This is a genomic window from Calidithermus chliarophilus DSM 9957 (assembly GCF_000430045.1).
GTDB lineage: Bacteria > Deinococcota > Deinococci > Deinococcales > Thermaceae > Calidithermus > Calidithermus chliarophilus.
Window position 1 is genome coordinate 604,031 of sequence record NZ_KE387023.1, and the last position, 16,773, is coordinate 620,803.

Consider the following 16,773-nt stretch of genomic DNA (forward strand, 5'->3'; position numbering starts at 1 on the left):
CTCACGCTGCTCCAGGCCCTGCAGCAGGGCGGCGGCGGCCTCAAAGCGCTCATGCGGCACGCCGTGGCCGCGCTGCTCAACGCCTCCAACCCCGACGTGAACTATCCCTACACCACCGCCCAGGTCATCAGCATGTTCCAGGCGGCCTTCGACAGCGGCTCCTACGAGGCCACCAAGAACCGCCTCGAGGCCGCCAACGAACTCGGCTGCCCCCTGAACTGAAGCCACGAGAAAGCCACGACCCCGGGCCCCCGGCAACCCGGGGTTTTTCATCGGGTGCGATGTGTGGCCTGTAGGCTGTGATACCCGATTCGGTTGGTCCGTCACCGTTCGGTGACGCCGCCCCGCCAAGGCGGGGCGGCCGACCGAAGGGAGTGCTCTGGGGTTCAAAAAGATAGCCTCCGGGGCTCTTTGGATCGGATGATTATCTTTTTGAATCCGGTGTGACGACCCCTCCCCTTCCCTCCCCGCGCGCGGGGAGGGAGTATCCCCCCAACCCCCCTTGCTAAGGGGGGCAGTAGGGCGTCTTGCGTTTTGCGTCTTGCGTTTTGCTATCGGCTATCAGCCATCAGCACCACTACCGCAACAAGCTCAAAAACTCATCCCGCGTCTTAGCGTCCTCACGGAAGTTGCCCAGCATGGCGCTCGAGGTCGTGCTCGAGTGCTGCTTCTCCACCCCGCGCATCATCATGCACATGTGCTGCCCCTCGACCACCACCCCCACCCCGACGGGCTCGAGGAGGTCCCAGATGGCCTGGGCGATCTGCACCGACAGCCGCTCCTGCACCTGCAGGCGGCGGGCGAACATGTCGGTGATGCGGCCGAACTTGGACAGGCCCAAAATCTTCTTGCGGGGGATGTAGCCGATGTGCACCTTGCCGAAGAAGGGCAGGAGATGATGCTCGCACATGGAGTAGTACTCGATGCCCTTGATCACCACCATCTCGCTGCCCTCGGCCTCGAAGACCGCCCCATTGACGATCTCCTCGAGGCTCTCCCGGTAGCCCTTGGTCAGGAAGGCCCAGGCCTTGGCCATGCGGTCGGGGGTCTTGAGCAACCCCTCGCGCTGGGGGTCCTCGCCGATGAGCTCGAGCCACTCCAGCGCGAGGGCGCTCATGCGGTCGATGTCGATGTCGCTGGTGAAGCTGAGCCCGGTGTCCTCGACTTCGATCATGCGTCCCATGTTGCTCCTTTATACAAAACTTGAACGTAGCTTGGACACTTGTTCCTGGATCGCCTCACAAGTTCCACCCCCCCGCGACCTCGAGCACCTGCCCGGTGAGGTAGGCCGAGCCCTCGTCCACGAAGAACAGCACCGCGCGGGCGAGCTCGTCCAGCCGCGCGGCGCGGCCCATGGGGATCTCCTCGAGCGGCTGCGACACCGAGTTCTCGGCCACCCCGGGCGCGACCACGTTGACCGTGACGCCCCAGGGGGCCACCCGCTCGGCCAGGGCCTTGGAGTAGAGGATCAGCCCGGTCTTGGCGATGGCGTAGGGCGCGATGCTGCTGCGGGCCACCAGGTTGTGCGCCCCCGCGTAGCCGATGTTGACCACCCGCCCCCAGCCCGCCGCCCGCAGGTGGGGCAGCGCGGCCTGGGTGACGTAGAAGGGCGCGTTGAGGTTGGAGTCGAGCAGGGCCTGCCACTCGCGGGCGGTAAGCTCCTCGACGGGCTTCTTGAGGTAGTCGCCCACGTTGTTGACCAGCACGTGCAGCCCGCCGAGCTGCCCCACCGCCTGCTCGACGAGGCAGCGGGCCTGCTCGAGGTCGGTCACGTCGGCCCTGAGCTTGACCGCCCGCACCCCCAGCGCCTCGGCCTCGGCGCGGGTCCGCTCGGCCTCGGCCTCGCTGCTGCGGTAGTGCACCGCCACCGCGAAGCCGCGCTCGGCCAGGCCCAGCAGGACCGCCCGCCCGATCCCCCGGGCCGAGCCCGTCACCAGCGCGACGCGCTCGCCCCTCATCCGCGGACCTCGTTCTGGGCGAAGTAGGCGTCGAGCAGCACCCGGGTGTAGCTGTTGAGCGGGTAGCGGCGGGCCCCCTGCAGGTCGGCCCAGGCCCACTCCGCGATCTCCTCGTTGGGCGTGACCTCCTCCGAGGCCGAGGACGCGAAGTAGTTGAAGAACAGGAAGTGCACGGGCTTGTGGAACTGCTCGTCGAAGATGGCCTCCTGGACCAGGGCCAGCCGCACGTGGGCGAGCTCCAAGCCCACCTCCTCGCGCAGCTCGCGGCGCAGGGCGGCCTCGAGGCTCTCCCCCCACTCCACCTTGCCCCCAGGGACGCCCCACAGGCCCTTCCACTTGGTGGTCTTGACCAAGAGCACCCGCCCCGAGGGCCCCTGCACCAAGGCCGCTACGGTCGGGATCGGATATTGAGCAAGCGCAGGATCCGCCATAGGTAGACCAACCCAAGATATGCCCCCTGCAACAGCACGAAGGTAAGGTAGCTACCAGGCTCGTGGAAGAGCAGGAACAACCCCATGAACACGAACTGGCTGGTGAGGCCGAAGTTGACCACCGCCGCCACCGACCACAAGTTCCACCACTCCAGCGCCAGCCTCTGCCTCCTCGCCTCGTCCACGCCCCGGGTGAGCCGGGCGAAGAGGGCGTGCTCGAGGCCCCGCACCCAGCGGTCCTGCGGTGCGTAGAAGACGGCGTAGATGCCCCGCAGCAGGCTCAGCAGGGGGCTGTCGGGGTCGCGCACCGGCGGGCGGAAGGGCTCGCCCCGGGCCGCCCGGTACAGGTACTCGGCGTTGAAGTCCCACGACTGCACCAGCGTGAACACCGCGAAGCCCGCCAGGCTGAGCCACGGCTCCCCCGTGCGCAGCCCCAGCGCCCCGAACAGCGCCACGTTGACCAGCAGGTCGGCCTCGCTGTCGAGGTAGCGGCCCATCTCGTCGGCCTGGTCGCGCAGCCGGGCCAGTTGGCCGTCGGCGTTGTCCAGCACGGTCTTGAGCTGCAGCAGCAGCGCCGAGACCCAGTCCAGCTCGGGCCGCAGGGCCACGAAGTACGCGGTAACGAGCCCCAACAGGGTGTGGAACAGCACCAGCATAGGGGGCGAGACCGGCGTAGGGTACAGCACCCGCGCCACCCCATACGCCAGCGGCCGAAAGAACAGCAGGTTGACGAATTCCTGTACCGGCCGGGCCTTGAGGCTGGCGCTGAAGGAGAGCGACATACGCCCCTGATTGTTGGGGCAAGCCGCGCGGAAAGCAAATGGCCGGGGAACGGGTGGCTCGTGGTGAAAGGAACCCCTCCCCGCACGCGGGGAGGGGGAAGCCGTCAGCTATCAGCTATCGGCTATGGGCTATGGGCTATCGGCGTTGGGCGTTGGGCGTTTGGCTATCGACCATCGACACCTCTCAGCCTTCAACCCCGACCCCCCGCCCTACCTCCGCGCCGAAGCCTTGAAGCCGTCGATGCGCGCGCCGGTGTCGTCCTCGGAGAAGTACAGGCCCACCATGTTGATGCTCAGGGGAGGACGGTCGGGGAAGAGGTCGGTCCAGCGGAAGGTCTGCACCGGCTCGAACTTGGTGTCGGGGTCGCCCACGCCCACCACGCCCTTGACCCACAAGGTGATGTGGTCGCCGTCGGTGCTCAGGCGCAGCGTGGTGGGCTGGCCGTGGCACCAGCGGACGTTGAGGTTGGTGCGGCGCACCACGGGGGCGAAGTCGGGGCGGCTGGGGACCTGCCACTCGACCTCGGAGGCGTCCGACTGCGACTCGTCCATGAAGCCGCGCAGCAGGACGTAGTTGTCCTTGTCCTGCCACAGCAGCAGCCCGGCGCGCAGGCGGTGCTTCCTCGAGGGGTTGTCGGCGTCGAAGCCCGAGCACGTCTGTTGCCCCACGCCCAGCACCTCCCCTTCCCGGCGCAGCACGCCGCTGCCGGGGGGGACGATGGTGGCCTCGAGGCTGGCGAAGTTCCTGTACTGGCTGGGCCAGGGCAGGCCGTAGAGCAGGAAGTTGCCCCGGCTGCCGTTGAGGGAGGTGGGGAAGGCGGTGACGTAGCCGTTGCCGTCGACAGCCAGGTACTCCTCGGGGTTGCGGCTGGCCTTCTTCTCCCAGACCAGCCCGCCCACCGGGGTCTTGCGGCCGGCGAGCTCGCGGAACTCCCCGCTGAAGTCGTCGGAGGCCACCACCACGTTGCCGGTGTCCTCGAGCGGGGCCTCCTCCTCGCGCAGCAGCAGCTCGGCGGGCAGGGTGATGGTGCGCGGGTGGGCCTCGAAGTAGCTCACCGCCGTGCCCCCGGCACTCCCCGGGGCGATGCGGAAGCCCACGCCTGTGAAGCCCGCGCTGGCGTTGTTGTCTTCGTTGCTGAAGTTGTTGGCCGGCGCGTCGATGCTCAGGAGTTCCTTCTCGTCGAGGAGGAAGCGGATGCGCCCCCCGGCGCTGAAGCGGGTGTCCTTGGGGCCGCTGTCGATGACCTGGAGGTAGGCCGTGGCGTTCTTGGGCAGCAACTGGCTGGCCGTGTTGCCGAAGGCGATCCGGGTGCGGGTCGCGCCGCTCACGCGCACGAGCTCGTACTCGGTGGTGGAGATGAACAGCTCGTAGTAGCTGGTGTAGACGCCGCTGCCGTCCTTGTTGGCGCGGAAGATGAGCCCCACGCCCTGGGGGTTGCTGCCGGTCTTCACGGTCAGGCCCAGCACCTGCGAGGGGGCGCCGGGGTCGAGGAAGGCCAGGGCGCCCCCGGCGTCGGCGGTGGCCCCGTCGGCCGTGGAGCTGAGGTTGCCCGTCACCGCCCAGGTCCCGCCCTTCTCCGCCGTGCCCAGCGCCCCGCCGCCGGTGAGCCGGTCGGCGGCGTGGGCGGTGGCGTACCAGTTCTGCCACGCGGCGATGTCGCGCACCTGGAAGTGGTGGATGCGGTGGGAGTCGGCCGGGCTGGCGCTGTGCACCCCGGGGTAGACCTGGGGCGAGACGTCGGTGGTGAGGCTCTGGTCGAGCCCGATCACGCTGGCCGAGGGCAGCGACGCGTAGTAGCCGCCCGCCAGCCCGTCCACCAGGTAGATCGCCCCACGCTCGCGCAGGATCACGTAGGCGTCGATCTGGGTCTGGAACTGCGGCAGCCCGGTCTCCATGGCCCCACTCCTGGAGCCCAGGTCGAAGGTGCCGCCCTGCTGGTTGAAGTTGCGCAGCAGCATGGCGTTGGAGCCCACCAGGGGCGTGGCGGGGTTGGCCGAGTTGAAGCCGCCGAAGGTCAGGCTGTTCTCCTCCTGCACGTCGCCCGCGGTCAGGCGGAAGTGGATCACCTTGCCGTTCTGGCGGTCCACGGGGCCGTAGGCCACGCCCATGCGCCCGAAGGCGGGGTTGAGCAGCGGGGGCATCCGCAAGGAGCAGTTGTCGATGCTCATGCGGCCCTTGGCGGGGCCCGCCTGCTCCTCGTCGGTGACCAGGCGGGGGGTGCCTTCGGGGCTCGAGGTGCCCCTCACCCCGCCCACCGGCCGCGAATCGCTGTAGGAATCCTGGGGGAAGTTGGCCGCAGGGTACGGCTTGCAGGCGACTTTAGCCGGGCCCGGGCCGGGGCAGGCCGCCAGGACCAGCACCAATGGGGTGAGCCAAATCGATCTTTTCATACTAAGGTTGAGGGTACTGCAAACCCGAAGGCCGCCGGGTAAGAGCGTTACAGCGTTATGGCTCGAGGTCACGCCCGCGCCCGCACCCCGAGTTCCCCCAAACCCAGCGCCTCCGCCCCTCCTCGCCGGCGCTCGTTAAAGGGCCGAAGCCCGCCCATAACGGCAGGCTTAACGGAAATCGGGGCCGTAGCGCGCCGGCCGCAGGGGCACGGCGGCGAACCTCTCGAAGCGCCGTTTTCGGCCCGGCTACTTCCCTTGTAGATACGCCGTCAGCAGCGCCGCCGTGGCCTCGAGGTCGTCGGTGTGCACGGCTTCGGTGACGGTGTGGACGTAGCGGGTGGGGATGGAGAGGGTGAGGCTGGGCACCCCGGCGCGGCTGCGCTGCATGGCCCCGGCGTCGGTGCCGCCCAGGGGAAGCACCTCCATCTGGTAGGGGATCTTCTTCTTCTCGGCCAGCTCGACGAACTGGCGCACCAGGCCACGGTCGGAGATGGCGGAGGAGTCCATGACCTTGATGGCGACGCCCTTGCCCGCCTCGGTCACGTAGTGGTGGGAGAGCAGGTCGGGGAGGTCTACGGCCAACGTCACGTCGAGGGCGATGCCCACCTCGGGCTCCACGCCGTAGGCGCTGGTGAGGGCCCCGCGCAGCCCCACCTCCTCCTGGGTGGTGAACACCGCGTAGAGGTCGCAGGCGAGCTTCTTGCCCTTGAGCAGGCGCAGGGCCTCGAGCAGCACGAACACGCTGGCGCGGTCGTCCATGGCCTTGCCGGTGAAGAACTTGCCCAGCCGCATACCCTCCTGGCGCAGCGTCACCGGGTCGCCCACCTTCACCCGCGCCTTCACCTCCTCGGCGCTCAAGCCCACGTCCACGAAGAAGTCGGCCACGGTGGGGATCTTGTTGCGCTCCTCGGGGGTGGAGATGTGGATGGGCTTGCCGGCCGGGTTCATCAGGCCCGGCAGGTCGCCGCCGGCGGTGTGCACGGTCACCTGGCGGGCGAAGAGGTTGCGCGTGTCGAAGCCCCCCACGTTCTGCACCCGCAGAAAGCCCTTGGCGTCCACGTGCCGCACGTAAAAGCCGATCTCGTCCATGTGGGCCGCCACCATCACCCGCGGCCCCTTGCCCTTCCTTCGGGCGATCAGGTTGCCCAGCGCGTCGGTGCGCACCTCGTCCACCAGGCCCTCGAGCTCGGCCAGCACCAGTTCCCGCACGCGGTCTTCCCAACCCGGGATGCCCGCCACTTCCGAAAGACGTTTGAGCAGATCGAGATTTAGACGCACGGCAGGAATTGTAATGGCTCGAGGGCTCGGGGGAGGGTCAAAGTTGGTCGATGGTCGATAGTCGATAGCCCATAGCTGATAGCTAAACGCAATACGCAAGACGCCAAACGCCCCTTCTTTGCCCCCCCTTAGCAAGGGGGGTTAGGGGGGATAAACCCTCCCCGCCGGCGGGGAGGGAAGGGGAGGGGTAACCACGAGCCACAAGCTGACCGCTGACGGCTGATAGCTGGCTACTACCGACCCGTTTCAGTTTCAACCCGCCCGCACTCTCACCGTGTGATACCCGGTGGCCCCGTCCGGCAGCGGCTCGCGTGCGGTGGGGTCTTGGGCGCGCTCGCCTACCTCTACGGCCCGCACCTGCAGGGTGTGGTCGCCTTTTTCGGGCTTCCAGGGCAGGGCCCACTGTTGCCAGGCGTACTTGGCGCGGGGTGGGCGCAGTTCGGCTTTTTGCCAGGTCTTGCCGCCGTCGAGCGAGACTTCCACGCGCTCGAGCGCCCTCCCGCCGGCGTAGGCGATGCCCGCGACGAAGGTTTCCTCCCCGGCCTTGAGGCGGGCGTTCCGCTTGGGGGTGTCGATGCGGCTCATGGTGCGGATCACGGCGCTCCGGCTCCAGCCGCGCTGGGCCCAGTAGCCGGTGGTTTCCTTGTCGGTGAGGGTGATGCGGGTGAGCCACTTGGGCTGCTTCATGCCGTAGCGGCCCGGCAGCAGGACGCGGGTGGGGTAGCCGTGCCTGGGCTCGAGGTCCTCGAACTTGCCGCCCTGGGGGTTTTCGGCGGCGTAGGCCAGCAGGGCCTCGGCGGGCAGTTCGGTGAGGGCGATGGACTCGGTGTAGCGGTCGGCGGCCTCCCAGACGATGAACCTGGCCTCGGGCTTGACGCCGGCTTTGTCCAGCAGCGCCTTGAGCGGCACCCCGCGCCACTTCACGCAGCCGATCAGGTCGCCGCCCACCGGGTTGGAGATGCAGGTCATGGTGTGGACGAGGTCGGCGCTGGGCAGGGCTTTGAGGGCCTCGAGGTCGAGGGTCAGGGGCTGCCCCACCAACCCGGTGACCTCGAGCGCGTAGGGCTTGCCGCGGAGGTCGGGGTCGAGGAAGGCCGGGTTCTTGGAGACCACGTAGAGCCGCGACTGGCCGATCTGCTCGGGCCACAGCCCCGCGATCTTGTCCCACGCCGCCCTGGCCTGCGCCCTGACCTGCCCCCACAGCGCCAGCCCCGCCGCCAGCAGCGCCAGCGTCCGGAGGCTCTCCCGGCGGGCGGGGTCGGGCGCCGGGGCCGGTGCCCTGGGCCTGCGGCGCAGAACCCGCACCAGCCCGGCGAAAATCAGGGCGTAGAGCCCGGCAGCCAGCCACCCGCCGGGCAGGGCATACGCGCTCGCGGCGTAGGCCGCGAAGGCCAGCCCCAGGCCCAGGGGCAGGGAGCGCCGGGCGGCCCACCACAGCAAGGGGTGCGCCAGCAGCCAGGCCAGCGCGGTGCCCGCGAAGGCCAGGTTCTTCGCCAGTTCGCCGTAGCCGAAGAGCCCGTGCAGCAGGTTGAACACCGCCGGGGTGCCCAGCGCGTAGGTGATCTGCGCGAAGAGGCCCTCGAGCGGGTACGCCACCCCCGCCCCCCGCAAAGCCAGGCCCAGCAGGCCGAGCGCCAGCCCGGCGGTGAGCCCCCACGTCCAATCGCTGCGCTTCATCGCTCCACCTCTGCCCTTCCGTACGCAACCCGTGCGCCGGACGGATACCCCATCTTCCGCCTGAACCCTGGGCCCGACGGTAGGGCCGCCGACCAAAGACCGCTAGACTAAACCCGTGCGTCTGTACTGGGAACACCCCTACGAGAGTGCCTTCAGCGCCCGCGTGGTGCGGGCCTGGAGCGAGGGCAAGAAGCATTTCGCGGTGCTCGACCGCACCCTCTTCTACCCCAACGCCGGGGGCCAGCCCTGCGACACCGGGACGCTGGGCGGGGTGCGGGTGCTGGAGGTGCTCGAGGAGGGCAAGGCCAAGGGCGACGTCGTGCACCTGCTCGAGGCCCCCCTCCCCGAGGGCGCCGAGGTGACGGGCGAGCTCGACTGGGCCCGCCGCTACCGCCACATGCAGCGCCACACCGCCGAGCACGTGCTCTGCCAGGCTTTCTTGCGGGCAGGGGGCTGGGAGATCCAGGCCGTCAACATGAACAGCCCCGTCTGCACCCTCGACTTCGCCGCCGAGCCCGACGCCGCCGTGGTGCAGCAGGCCGAGGCCCTGGCGAACTGGGCCGTCTACGCCAACGCCCCCACCCGCACCTTCTTCGTCGAGGAGGACGAGCTGGGGAAGTACCCCCTGCGCCGCGCCCCCAAGGTCTCGGGGCGCATCCGCATCGTCGAGGTCGAGGGCTGGGACCTGGTGGCCTGCGGGGGCACCCACCTCGCGCGCACCGGCGAGGCCGGGCCCATCAAGGTGCTCAAGTTCGAGCGCTACAAGGGCGGCACCCGCGTCTACTTCAGCGCCGGGTGGGAGGCGCTCGAGCTCTTCTCCCAGGAGCACGCCGTGCTCACGCGGCTGGGCGAGCGCTTCAGCACCCAGGGGCTCGAGGTCGAGAAGCCCATCGCCAACCTGCGGGACGAGTTCTACAAGCTCAAGGGCGAGAACGCCGCGCTGCGCGACGAACTGGCCGAGCGCTACATGCGCGACCTGCTGGCCGAGCACCCCGACCACAAGATCGCCACGCTGGTGCCCACGGTGGTCCTGGAGGCGGTGGGCAAGCGCCTGGCCGAGTGGCCCGGCACCCTGGCCCTGCTGGTGGCCCCCGGCGAGGACAGGGCCCGCTTCGTGCTGGTGAAGCACCTCGAGCACCCCACCCCCCTGCCCGCCTTCTTCAAGGAGGTGCTGCAACCGCTGGGCGCGCGCGGCGGCGGCATCGACACCGTGATGGGCATCTTGCCCGCCGGGGCCGTGCACGACGCGCTCGACGCCTTCCGCCGGGCGGTGGCGGAGGGGAAGGCTTAGGGTACTCTTCACGGGGTTTAGGCCATGCAGCCGTCTAAGGCTTGGGGTCAGGGTCGGGGCAGTTGCGTCCGGGACAGGACGCAACGCGAGTGAAGGGCGCGATAGGGATGTACAACCACGAGCCCCCCGGCTACTTCTGCCCTTTTTGCTCGCGTTTCCCACAAACACCCGCCGGGATCGGCGGGTGTTTTATACCGGATTCAAAAAGATAATCATCCAACCCAGAACCCTGGAGGCTGTCTTTTTGGATCCTAGAGCCCACCCCTCCCTGACGGCCGGCGAAGAAAGCGTCTCCCTTCCAAGGGGCGGTATCGCCCTCCGCTACGCGGATAACTTCGGCCGGCCGCCCCGCCTTGGCGGGGCGGCGTCACCGTTCGGTGACGAACGGACCGAATCGGGTATTACCCCGTGCGGGGTATTCGTGGGAACCGCTCTGCGAACTGGTGCGGGGCGGGCGTGGCGCCCGCAGCCAGCCCGAGGACATCGTGCTGCAAAACGACAAGGTGACTTACCCCACGGCTAAAGCCGGGGGCTTCTGGGGTCTACGAGCATGAGCAACCTCATCGCTCTCGCCCAGGGGCAAGCCCTGCCCCATTCTCAGGATGTTCAGCGCCGCGTTTACGTCCCGGTGGATGACCAAACCGCAAGCCCCGCATTCGTAGGGCTTGCCGATAGGCACTTTCTGGACATGGCCGCAGCCGCTACATATCTGAGAGGTGTATGCCGGATTGACGCCGACGACCCTACGGCCAGCCTCCGCCGCTTTGCCGTAGAGGATGTTCAAGAACTGCCCCCAGCCCATGTCCAGGATGCTCTTGGACAGGCGGGAGCGGGACATGGCTTTGACGCTCAAGTTCTCGTGGTAGACGACATCGTTGGCCTCCAGGAGTTTGCGGGCGGTTTTGTGGTGGAAGTCTTTTCGCTGGTTTCGCACCTTGCGGTGCAGGCGCTTGAGGGCGGCGACGGCTTTCTTTCTACCGCTACTGCCCCGCTTGCGCCTGGACACGACCCGCTGCTGTCGCCTCAGCTTGCGCTCGGTGACCCGGTAGTATTTGGGGGCCGGGACCAACCCACCGTTCGAAGTGACGAGGAAGTTGGGGCTGGTACCCAGGTCTATCCCCACCTCCCCTCCCGCAGGAGGCAGGGGTGTGGGCTCGACCTCACAGACGTACACCGCGTACCAGTGCTCCCCATCGCGCTTGATGGTGAGGGTCTTGGGCCGTCCGACCAGGGGGCGATGCCATTTGATGCGCACGTCCCCGATGTTGGGCAGGCGGATGCGGTTGGAGCCCACCGGCTTGCCGGGGCCAAACCAGTTGTCCCGGCTATTGTCCCAGACCTGCTTGAAGTGGAAGGAGTTCCAGCGGTCTTTGCTCTTGAAGCGCGGGTAACCCGCCTTCTCGCCCGCCTTGACCCGGCGAAAGAAACCCTGAAAGGCCCGGTCGAGTTGGGTGATGACCCCTTGCAGCACGTGGGCGTGGATGCGGCGGTATTCGGGGCGCCCCTCTTTGACCTCGACCAAAGAGCGCATCTGCTCAAACGCCGTGACCGACCCCCCCGTCTTTTTGTAGGCATCCCGCCGCTCTTGCAACGCCGCGTTGTACAGCTCGCGGGTGCGGTTCAGGTGCTCCTCCAAGTCCTTCAGTTGAGGCTTGGTGGGGTAGATGCGGTAGGCGAAGGCTTTCAGCATGGCTAATGGCTAGACGTTTCTCTGGTTCTCGATGTAGCGCTTGATGACCGCCAACGGAGCGCCGCCCACCGTGCTCAAAAAGTAGCTGTTTGTCCAAAGGGTAGGCAAGCGGCTTTTGAGGTGCGGGAACTCCTGCCGGAGTTGGCGGCTGGAACGCCCTTTGAGCAACCTGACCAAACGATGCACCCCGAACTGAGGGTCTACCTCCAGCAACAGATGCACGTGGTCGGGCATCACCTCCATCTGGAAAAGCTCGCACCTGCGTTCGGCGCATATCTCGTTCAGTATCTCCCGCAACCTATCCGCCACCGCCCCCACCAGCACCGGACGGCGGTACTTGGGGCAGAAGACAATGTGGTACTTGGAAGAGTACACGATGTTTTTGTTTTGCTTGTACTGAACGGGGTAGCGCTTCACTGCGACTATTATACAGCAAAGAGCTATCTACGTCCACGCAGCGCTCTTTCAGAGCGCAAACCGCTCACCCCATGCCTGAAGGCAGGGGCTTGCGCGGCTTATTCGGTCACGGCCTTCGTCGCGCTGGGCTGGTGGCCCAACAACCCCGGCCACGTCCTCGTCGTGCCCAACCCCCGCTACGAGAACCTCTACGACCTGCCGCTCGAGTACGGCGCCGCCGTCCACGCGGCCTCGAGGGAGGTCGCCCTGGCGATGAAGGCCGTCCACGGCTGCCACGGCGTCTCCACCCGCCAGCACAACGAGCCCGCCGGCTTCCAGGAGGTCTGGCACTACCACCTCCACGTCTTCCCCCGCTGGGAGGGCGACGACCTCTACCTGCTCTCGCCCTACCGCCGCGACACCACCCTCGAGGAGCGCCTGCCCTACGCCCGCAAGCTGCGCGAATTCCTGTCCCGGAAGCGGTGATTTTCCCGTCCCCTGGCCCGCTTCGTGCATATCACTTTACATATTTGCATGAGGTGCTATAATTATCTCCATCAGCGGGCGAGAAGCCCGTTCTTCTTTTTAAGCCCCCTCAGAAAATGCGGGAACCCGACCGGCCAAGGCCTAATACCAGATTCGGTTAGTTCGTCACCGAACGGTGACGAACTAACCCGACCGAAGGGAGTGCTCTAGGATTCAAAAAGATAGCCTCCGGGCTCTTCGGATCGGATGATTATCTTTTTGAATCCGGTATAAATAAGGTCTAATGAGGATTGATGGGCGTGACAGAGATCGACCAAGCGGTGAAACGGCTTGTTGAATCAGGTCTGGCACCACGCGACTTCATGTGCGGCTGCTCTGAGGAGGAGGTGAATGAATTAGAGGAGTTCTTCGGCATTCAGTTGCCTGAAGCGTATAGATATTTCCTCGAGCGGTTGGGGAAATCCGCCGGAACTTTTCTAATCGGCACAGACTTCCTCTTTGCGACCCTGAAGCAGTTGCGTAGTGAAGCTGAAGACTTGCTGGAAACGGACAATGCACCGTTCAGGCTATCGAGCCGGCATTTTGTCTTCGCCGTTCACCAAGGTTATCAGTTCTTGTTTTTCGACGCTTTAGCAGGGGATGACCCCCCTGTTCTTCACTACTTAGAAGGGGAGTCAGAGCCGAAGGAGGTTTTTCCTTGTTTCTCCCGGTGGCTGTCAAATGCTGTCGATGACGAGATAAAGGCGCAAGAAGCGCTAGAAAAGGGTGAGTGACTTCCGGCATAGGTAGGGCCGATCCGCTCGCTCTCCCCGTTCACGAGGAGGGTTTATCTCGCCTACAGCGCTGCAACCGGATCGTCTTAAGAAACTCCAAGTATTGACGCGTTCGGCGTTTTGCGTTCGGCGTTTTGCGTTCGGCGTTGGGCGTTCAGCCACCGGCTATCAGCGTCAATCCGTACGCGTGACGTGCTCGACCTCGCTCGAGCGCTTGACCAACTCGTCGCCGTCGTCCTGGCGGATCAGGAAGGCGGGGTCTTCCTCCGAGCCCTCGCAGCGGACCATGGTCCCGCGCAGCTCGAGGGTGATCGGCTCCTTGATGATCTCCTGGATGACCCCCACCGCCTCACCTTCTCCCCAGGACCACTGCACCCGGTCGCCCACCTGGAACACCTTCATGCCCTGCAAGCTAGCACCGGGCCTTGAGGCTGGGCTGAAGCCGGGCTTTACCGGGTGCGCGTCACCTTGGAGAGGTTGCGCGGGGCGTCGGGGTTGAAGCCGCGGGCGAAGGAGAGGTGGGCGGCGAAGGGGTAGAAGGCCTGGGCCAGCAGGATGCCGTCGAGGACGGGGTGCAGGCGGGTGGGGAGGGGGAGGGGGGTGTGGGCGAGCTCGAGGGCTTCGGCCTCGGAGGAGGCCACCAGCAGGTGGCCGCCCTTGGTGCGCAGGGCCTGCAGCAGCTCGAGCATGCCCGGCAGGGGCCGGTCGCGCGGGACGAGCACCAGCAGCGGGAAGCCGGGCTCCACCAGGGCCACCGGGCCGTGCAGCAGTTCGGCGCCGGACATGGCCTCGGCGTGCAGGGCGCTGGTCTCCTTGAGCTTGAGCGCGAGCTCGTTGGCGACGGCGAAGGCGTAGCCCCGCCCCACCACCAGCCCGTTGTCGCACTCGGCCAGGGGCTCGAGCCCGGCGCTCCAGTCGGCCTCGGCGGCTTGGTGCATGGCCTCGGGGAGCAGGGCGAGGGCGTCCTTGAGGCCCTTGTCGTCGGCCCAGTAGGCCACGAGCTGGGCTAGGGCGGCCAGGGTCGCCAGGTAGCTCTTGGTCGCGGCCACCGCCTCCTCGGTCTCGGCCCACAGCGGCAGCACAACCTCGCAGGTCTTGGCCAGCGGCGAGGCCTCCTTGTTGACGAAGGCCACCGTGAGCGCCCCGCCGCGGCGGGCCTGGCGGGCGACCTCGAGCAGGTCCGGGCTCTCCCCCGACTGCGAGACCGCGACCACAAGGGCCTTGTTGAGCGCGAGGCTGGCCCCGTAGACCGTGGTGACCGAGGGGGTGGCGCTCGAGACCACCACGCCCAGCAGGCTCTCGAGGAGGTACTTGCCGTAGAGCGCGGCGTGGTCGGAGCTGCCGCGGGCGACGGTGAGGGCGAAGGGCGGGGGGTTGCGGCGCAGGTAGCCTGCCAGCGACTCGACCTCGCCGCGGTTCTCGCGCAGCAGGCGTTCAACTACGGTGGGTGCTTGGAGCGCCTCGCGGTACATCTTGGATTCGTTGGCCCTGGACATAGACTTCTTCGACCTCCAGATTGGCGTTGAGCACGAGGATGTCGGCGCAGGCTCCCGGCTGCAGGTGGCCGCGCTCGCCCAGGCCCAGGTAGCGGGCCGGGGTGGCGGAGGTGGCCCGCACCGCCTCGGGGAGGCTGTAGCCCCAGTCCACCAGATTACGGATGGCCTGCCCGGTGGTGAGGGCGCTGCCGGCCAGGGTGACGCCGTCGTCGAGGTAGACCCCGTCGCCGCGCTTGATCACCCGGTGCCGCCCCATGTGGTAGGGGCCCTCGGGCATCCCGGCCGCCGCCACCGCGTCGGTGACGACGTAGGGCTCGGGGATGGCCTTCCAGGAGGCCCGCACCACCGCGGGGTGGACGTGCAGCCCGTCGGTGATGAACTCGGCTCGCCGGGCGCGCTCCAGCGCCAGCCCCGCCACGCCGGGCTCGCGGTGGCGCAGGGGGGTCATGGCGTTGAAGCAGTGGGTGAAGGAGGCGACGCCCGCCTCGAACGCCTCCAGGGCCTGGGCGTAGGTGGCGAGGGTGTGCCCGATCTGCACCCGCACGCCCTGCTCGCTGAGGAAGCGGATGAGCCCCAGGGCGCCCGGCAGCTCGGGGGCCAGCGTGACCACCTTGATGGGGGCCAGGCCCAGCCAGCGGCGCATCAGCTCCAGGTCGGGGGGGATGGCGTAGGGCGGCTGGGCGCCGAGCTTGTCGGGGTTGATGAAGGGGCCCTCGAGGTGCACCCCCAGCACCCGCGCCTCGCCGGGGCCGGGCCGCTCGACCACCGCGTTGATGCCCGCCAGCGCCGCCTCGATGTCGGGGAGGGGGGCGGTGACGGTGGTGGCCAGCAACGCGGTGGTACCGTTGCGGGCGTGGAAGCGGGCCAGTTGCCGCACGGCGGCCTCGCCGTCCATCGAGTCGGCGCCGTCGCCGCCGTGCACGTGCAGGTCGAGGCAGCCGGGCAGCAGGTAGCGCTGGGGCGCTTCCGGCAGGGACTCGACGGCCTCGAGCCGCTCCCCGAAGCGCAACAGGCCGGGCCGCGCGCCCTCGGGGGTCACCACAATGCCTCGCAACTCGTTCATGATCTCAACCTCAGGCTGATCACCTCGTAGGGCCGGTAGCTCAGCCGCAGCACGCCGCCCTCCAGGCTCAGGGCTTCCTGGCCTTCTTCCAGCAGGTTCACCCGGCTCACCCGCCCCGCCTTCAGCGGCGAGAGGTCGAGCAGGGCCTCGCCCCGCGCCCCGTGGGCCTCGTAGAGCCGCAGCACGTAGCCGTCGCCGTCCTCGGCCCGCTTGAGCGCCGACAGGCGCAGGTGGGGGGTCTCCAGGCGCAGGAAGCGGCCCTGGGCCGGGCCTGTGCCCCCGCCGCCCTGCACCGCGAGCAGCGGCGCGTTGAGCGCCTCGGCCTCGGCCACGGTGCCCGCGCGCCAGTCGCCCGCGTGGGGGTAGAGCGCGTAGCTGAAGCGGTGCTCGCCCACGTCGGCGTAGGGGTCGGGCCAGATGCCCCCGCGCAGCAGCGACAGGCCCAGCACGTTACCCCGCGCGCTGTGGCCGTACTTGGCGTCGTTGAGCAGGCTCACCCCGTAGCCCGCCTCGCTGAGGTCGGCCCAGCGCAGGGCCGGGACCTCGAAGCGGGCCGCGTCCCAGGAGGTGTTGGCGTGGGTGGGGCGGGCCACCGCGCCGAAGGCGGTCTCGTAGTGGGCCTCGTGCGAGCGCACCGCCAGCGGGAACAGCGCCCGCAGCAGGGTGCGCCGCTCCTGCCAGTGGGCGACGGTCTCGACCTCGAGCCGCCTCGAGCCCGCCCACAGCCAGTAGGTCTGCTCCAGGCGCGACCCGCCCAGCCGGTATTCGGCCCGGATGCCCGCCCGCACCGGGCCGGACTCGAGCACCCGCACCTGGGCGGCTTCCAGTTCCTGGCCCTCGGCCTCGTAGCTCGCGTCCACGTCCCAGGCTTCCCAGAAGCGCGGCACGTCGGTGTAGGCCCACAGTTGGTTGCCCCGCCCGGCCAGCACCTTGCGCTGGTGGTCCTTGTCGAAGAAGGCCGAGAGGGTGCCGTCCTGGGAGACCTTGACCCGCAGGTGGGCGTTCTCCAGCACCGTGCCCAGCACCGCCACCCCCCCTTCGCCCGCCGGCGGCGCGGGCTC

17 protein-coding genes are annotated in these 16,773 nt (G+C 68.1%); 4 read left to right on the top strand and 13 right to left on the bottom strand.

Annotated features, from left to right (window positions below):
- Nucleotides 1-222 (top strand): hypothetical protein (locus MEICH_RS0102960; RefSeq protein ID WP_027891373.1); only part of this gene is annotated, 222 nt, incomplete at its 5' end.
- 355 nt (nucleotides 223-577) lie between these two features.
- Here MEICH_RS0102960 and folE read toward each other — a convergent pair.
- From folE to MEICH_RS0102995, 7 genes are all read right to left on the bottom strand, one after another.
- Complete coding sequence (gene folE / locus MEICH_RS0102965) at nucleotides 578-1,183, bottom strand: GTP cyclohydrolase I FolE (protein ID WP_027891374.1); 606 nt, start codon at nucleotides 1,181-1,183, stop codon at nucleotides 578-580.
- Nucleotides 1,184-1,238: 55 nt separating this feature from the next.
- Nucleotides 1,239-1,958 carry a bifunctional dihydropteridine reductase/dihydrofolate reductase TmpR gene (gene tmpR, locus MEICH_RS0102970; RefSeq protein ID WP_027891375.1) on the bottom strand — a complete coding sequence of 240 codons (720 nt, stop codon included), beginning with the start codon at nucleotides 1,956-1,958 and terminating at the stop codon, nucleotides 1,239-1,241.
- Entirely contained in the window at nucleotides 1,955-2,389 is a 435-nt protein-coding gene (locus tag MEICH_RS0102975) for an NUDIX domain-containing protein (RefSeq protein ID WP_027891376.1), read from the bottom strand. Before MEICH_RS0102975 ends, tmpR begins: the two co-directional genes overlap by 4 nt.
- Entirely contained in the window at nucleotides 2,347-3,171 is an 825-nt protein-coding gene (locus MEICH_RS0102980; RefSeq protein WP_027891377.1) for a CDP-alcohol phosphatidyltransferase family protein, read from the bottom strand. The genes MEICH_RS0102975 and MEICH_RS0102980 overlap by 43 nt, the downstream gene beginning before the upstream one ends.
- Before the next feature lie 210 nt (nucleotides 3,172-3,381).
- A complete protein-coding gene (locus tag MEICH_RS0102985) occupies nucleotides 3,382-5,562 on the bottom strand; it encodes a hypothetical protein (protein WP_157202588.1) in 2,181 nt (726 codons plus the stop codon).
- Nucleotides 5,563-5,808: 246 nt separating this feature from the next.
- Nucleotides 5,809-6,840, bottom strand: coding sequence for a M42 family metallopeptidase (locus MEICH_RS0102990; protein ID WP_027891379.1), 1,032 nt, complete (start codon nucleotides 6,838-6,840; stop codon nucleotides 5,809-5,811).
- A 252-nt stretch (nucleotides 6,841-7,092) separates the two neighbouring features.
- A complete protein-coding gene (locus tag MEICH_RS0102995; RefSeq protein WP_027891380.1) occupies nucleotides 7,093-8,517 on the bottom strand; it encodes a molybdopterin-dependent oxidoreductase in 1,425 nt (474 codons plus the stop codon).
- A 115-nt stretch (nucleotides 8,518-8,632) separates the two neighbouring features.
- On the opposite strand from MEICH_RS0102995, the gene MEICH_RS0103000 reads away from it, so the two are divergent.
- On the top strand, nucleotides 8,633-9,808 hold the full coding sequence (locus MEICH_RS0103000; RefSeq protein ID WP_027891381.1) for an alanyl-tRNA editing protein: 1,176 nt from the start codon (nucleotides 8,633-8,635) through the stop codon (nucleotides 9,806-9,808).
- Between the two features lie 508 nt (nucleotides 9,809-10,316).
- Here MEICH_RS0103000 and MEICH_RS0103005 read toward each other — a convergent pair.
- Nucleotides 10,317-11,498 carry an RNA-guided endonuclease InsQ/TnpB family protein gene (locus MEICH_RS0103005; RefSeq protein WP_027891382.1) on the bottom strand — a complete coding sequence of 394 codons (1,182 nt, stop codon included), beginning with the start codon at nucleotides 11,496-11,498 and terminating at the stop codon, nucleotides 10,317-10,319.
- Nucleotides 11,499-11,507: 9 nt separating this feature from the next.
- Nucleotides 11,508-11,915 carry an IS200/IS605 family transposase gene (tnpA, locus tag MEICH_RS0103010; protein ID WP_027891383.1) on the bottom strand — a complete coding sequence of 136 codons (408 nt, stop codon included), beginning with the start codon at nucleotides 11,913-11,915 and terminating at the stop codon, nucleotides 11,508-11,510.
- On the opposite strand from tnpA, the gene MEICH_RS30405 reads away from it, so the two are divergent.
- Nucleotides 11,853-12,380: an HIT family protein gene (locus tag MEICH_RS30405; protein WP_275052615.1), complete on the top strand. Its 528-nt coding sequence runs from the start codon at nucleotides 11,853-11,855 to the stop codon at nucleotides 12,378-12,380. The genes tnpA and MEICH_RS30405 overlap by 63 nt on opposite strands.
- Before the next feature lie 293 nt (nucleotides 12,381-12,673).
- Nucleotides 12,674-13,153 (top strand): SMI1/KNR4 family protein, encoded by a 480-nt coding sequence (locus MEICH_RS23360; RefSeq protein ID WP_051303867.1) that lies wholly within the window; start codon nucleotides 12,674-12,676, stop codon nucleotides 13,151-13,153.
- Nucleotides 13,154-13,327: 174 nt separating this feature from the next.
- Here MEICH_RS23360 and MEICH_RS0103025 read toward each other — a convergent pair whose 3' ends face one another.
- From MEICH_RS0103025 to MEICH_RS29980, 4 genes are all read right to left on the bottom strand, one after another.
- A complete protein-coding gene (locus tag MEICH_RS0103025) occupies nucleotides 13,328-13,555 on the bottom strand; it encodes a hypervirulence associated TUDOR domain-containing protein (protein ID WP_027891384.1) in 228 nt (75 codons plus the stop codon).
- A gap of 47 nt (nucleotides 13,556-13,602) precedes the next feature.
- Nucleotides 13,603-14,649, bottom strand: coding sequence for an SIS domain-containing protein (locus tag MEICH_RS0103030; RefSeq protein WP_036218224.1), 1,047 nt, complete (start codon nucleotides 14,647-14,649; stop codon nucleotides 13,603-13,605).
- Nucleotides 14,588-15,712, bottom strand: coding sequence for an N-acetylglucosamine-6-phosphate deacetylase (gene nagA, locus MEICH_RS0103035; RefSeq protein ID WP_027891386.1), 1,125 nt, complete (start codon nucleotides 15,710-15,712; stop codon nucleotides 14,588-14,590). Before nagA ends, MEICH_RS0103030 begins: the two co-directional genes overlap by 62 nt.
- Nucleotides 15,709-16,773 (bottom strand): glycoside hydrolase family 38 C-terminal domain-containing protein (locus MEICH_RS29980; protein ID WP_036218227.1); only part of this gene is annotated, 1,065 nt, incomplete at its 5' end. The genes nagA and MEICH_RS29980, both read right to left, overlap by 4 nt.

Bases quoted from the DNA above. Each gene is read 5' to 3' on its own strand.
- MEICH_RS0102995 (WP_027891380.1), bottom strand. From the start codon at position 8,517: ATGAAGCGCAGCGATTGGACGTGGGGGCTCACCGCCGGGCTGGCGCTC.
- MEICH_RS0102975 (WP_027891376.1), bottom strand. From the start codon at position 2,389: ATGGCGGATCCTGCGCTTGCTCAATATCCGATCCCGACCGTAGCGGCC.
- MEICH_RS0103030 (WP_036218224.1), bottom strand. From the start codon at position 14,649: ATGTCCAGGGCCAACGAATCCAAGATGTACCGCGAGGCGCTCCAAGCA.
- tmpR (WP_027891375.1), bottom strand. From the start codon at position 1,958: ATGAGGGGCGAGCGCGTCGCGCTGGTGACGGGCTCGGCCCGGGGGATC.
- nagA (WP_027891386.1), bottom strand. From the start codon at position 15,712: ATGAACGAGTTGCGAGGCATTGTGGTGACCCCCGAGGGCGCGCGGCCC.
- MEICH_RS23360 (WP_051303867.1), top strand. From the start codon at position 12,674: ATGGGCGTGACAGAGATCGACCAAGCGGTGAAACGGCTTGTTGAATCA.
- MEICH_RS0102985 (WP_157202588.1), bottom strand. From the start codon at position 5,562: ATGAAAAGATCGATTTGGCTCACCCCATTGGTGCTGGTCCTGGCGGCC.
- MEICH_RS0103025 (WP_027891384.1), bottom strand. From the start codon at position 13,555: ATGAAGGTGTTCCAGGTGGGCGACCGGGTGCAGTGGTCCTGGGGAGAA.
- folE (WP_027891374.1), bottom strand. From the start codon at position 1,183: ATGGGACGCATGATCGAAGTCGAGGACACCGGGCTCAGCTTCACCAGC.
- MEICH_RS0102980 (WP_027891377.1), bottom strand. From the start codon at position 3,171: ATGTCGCTCTCCTTCAGCGCCAGCCTCAAGGCCCGGCCGGTACAGGAA.
- MEICH_RS0103005 (WP_027891382.1), bottom strand. From the start codon at position 11,498: ATGCTGAAAGCCTTCGCCTACCGCATCTACCCCACCAAGCCTCAACTG.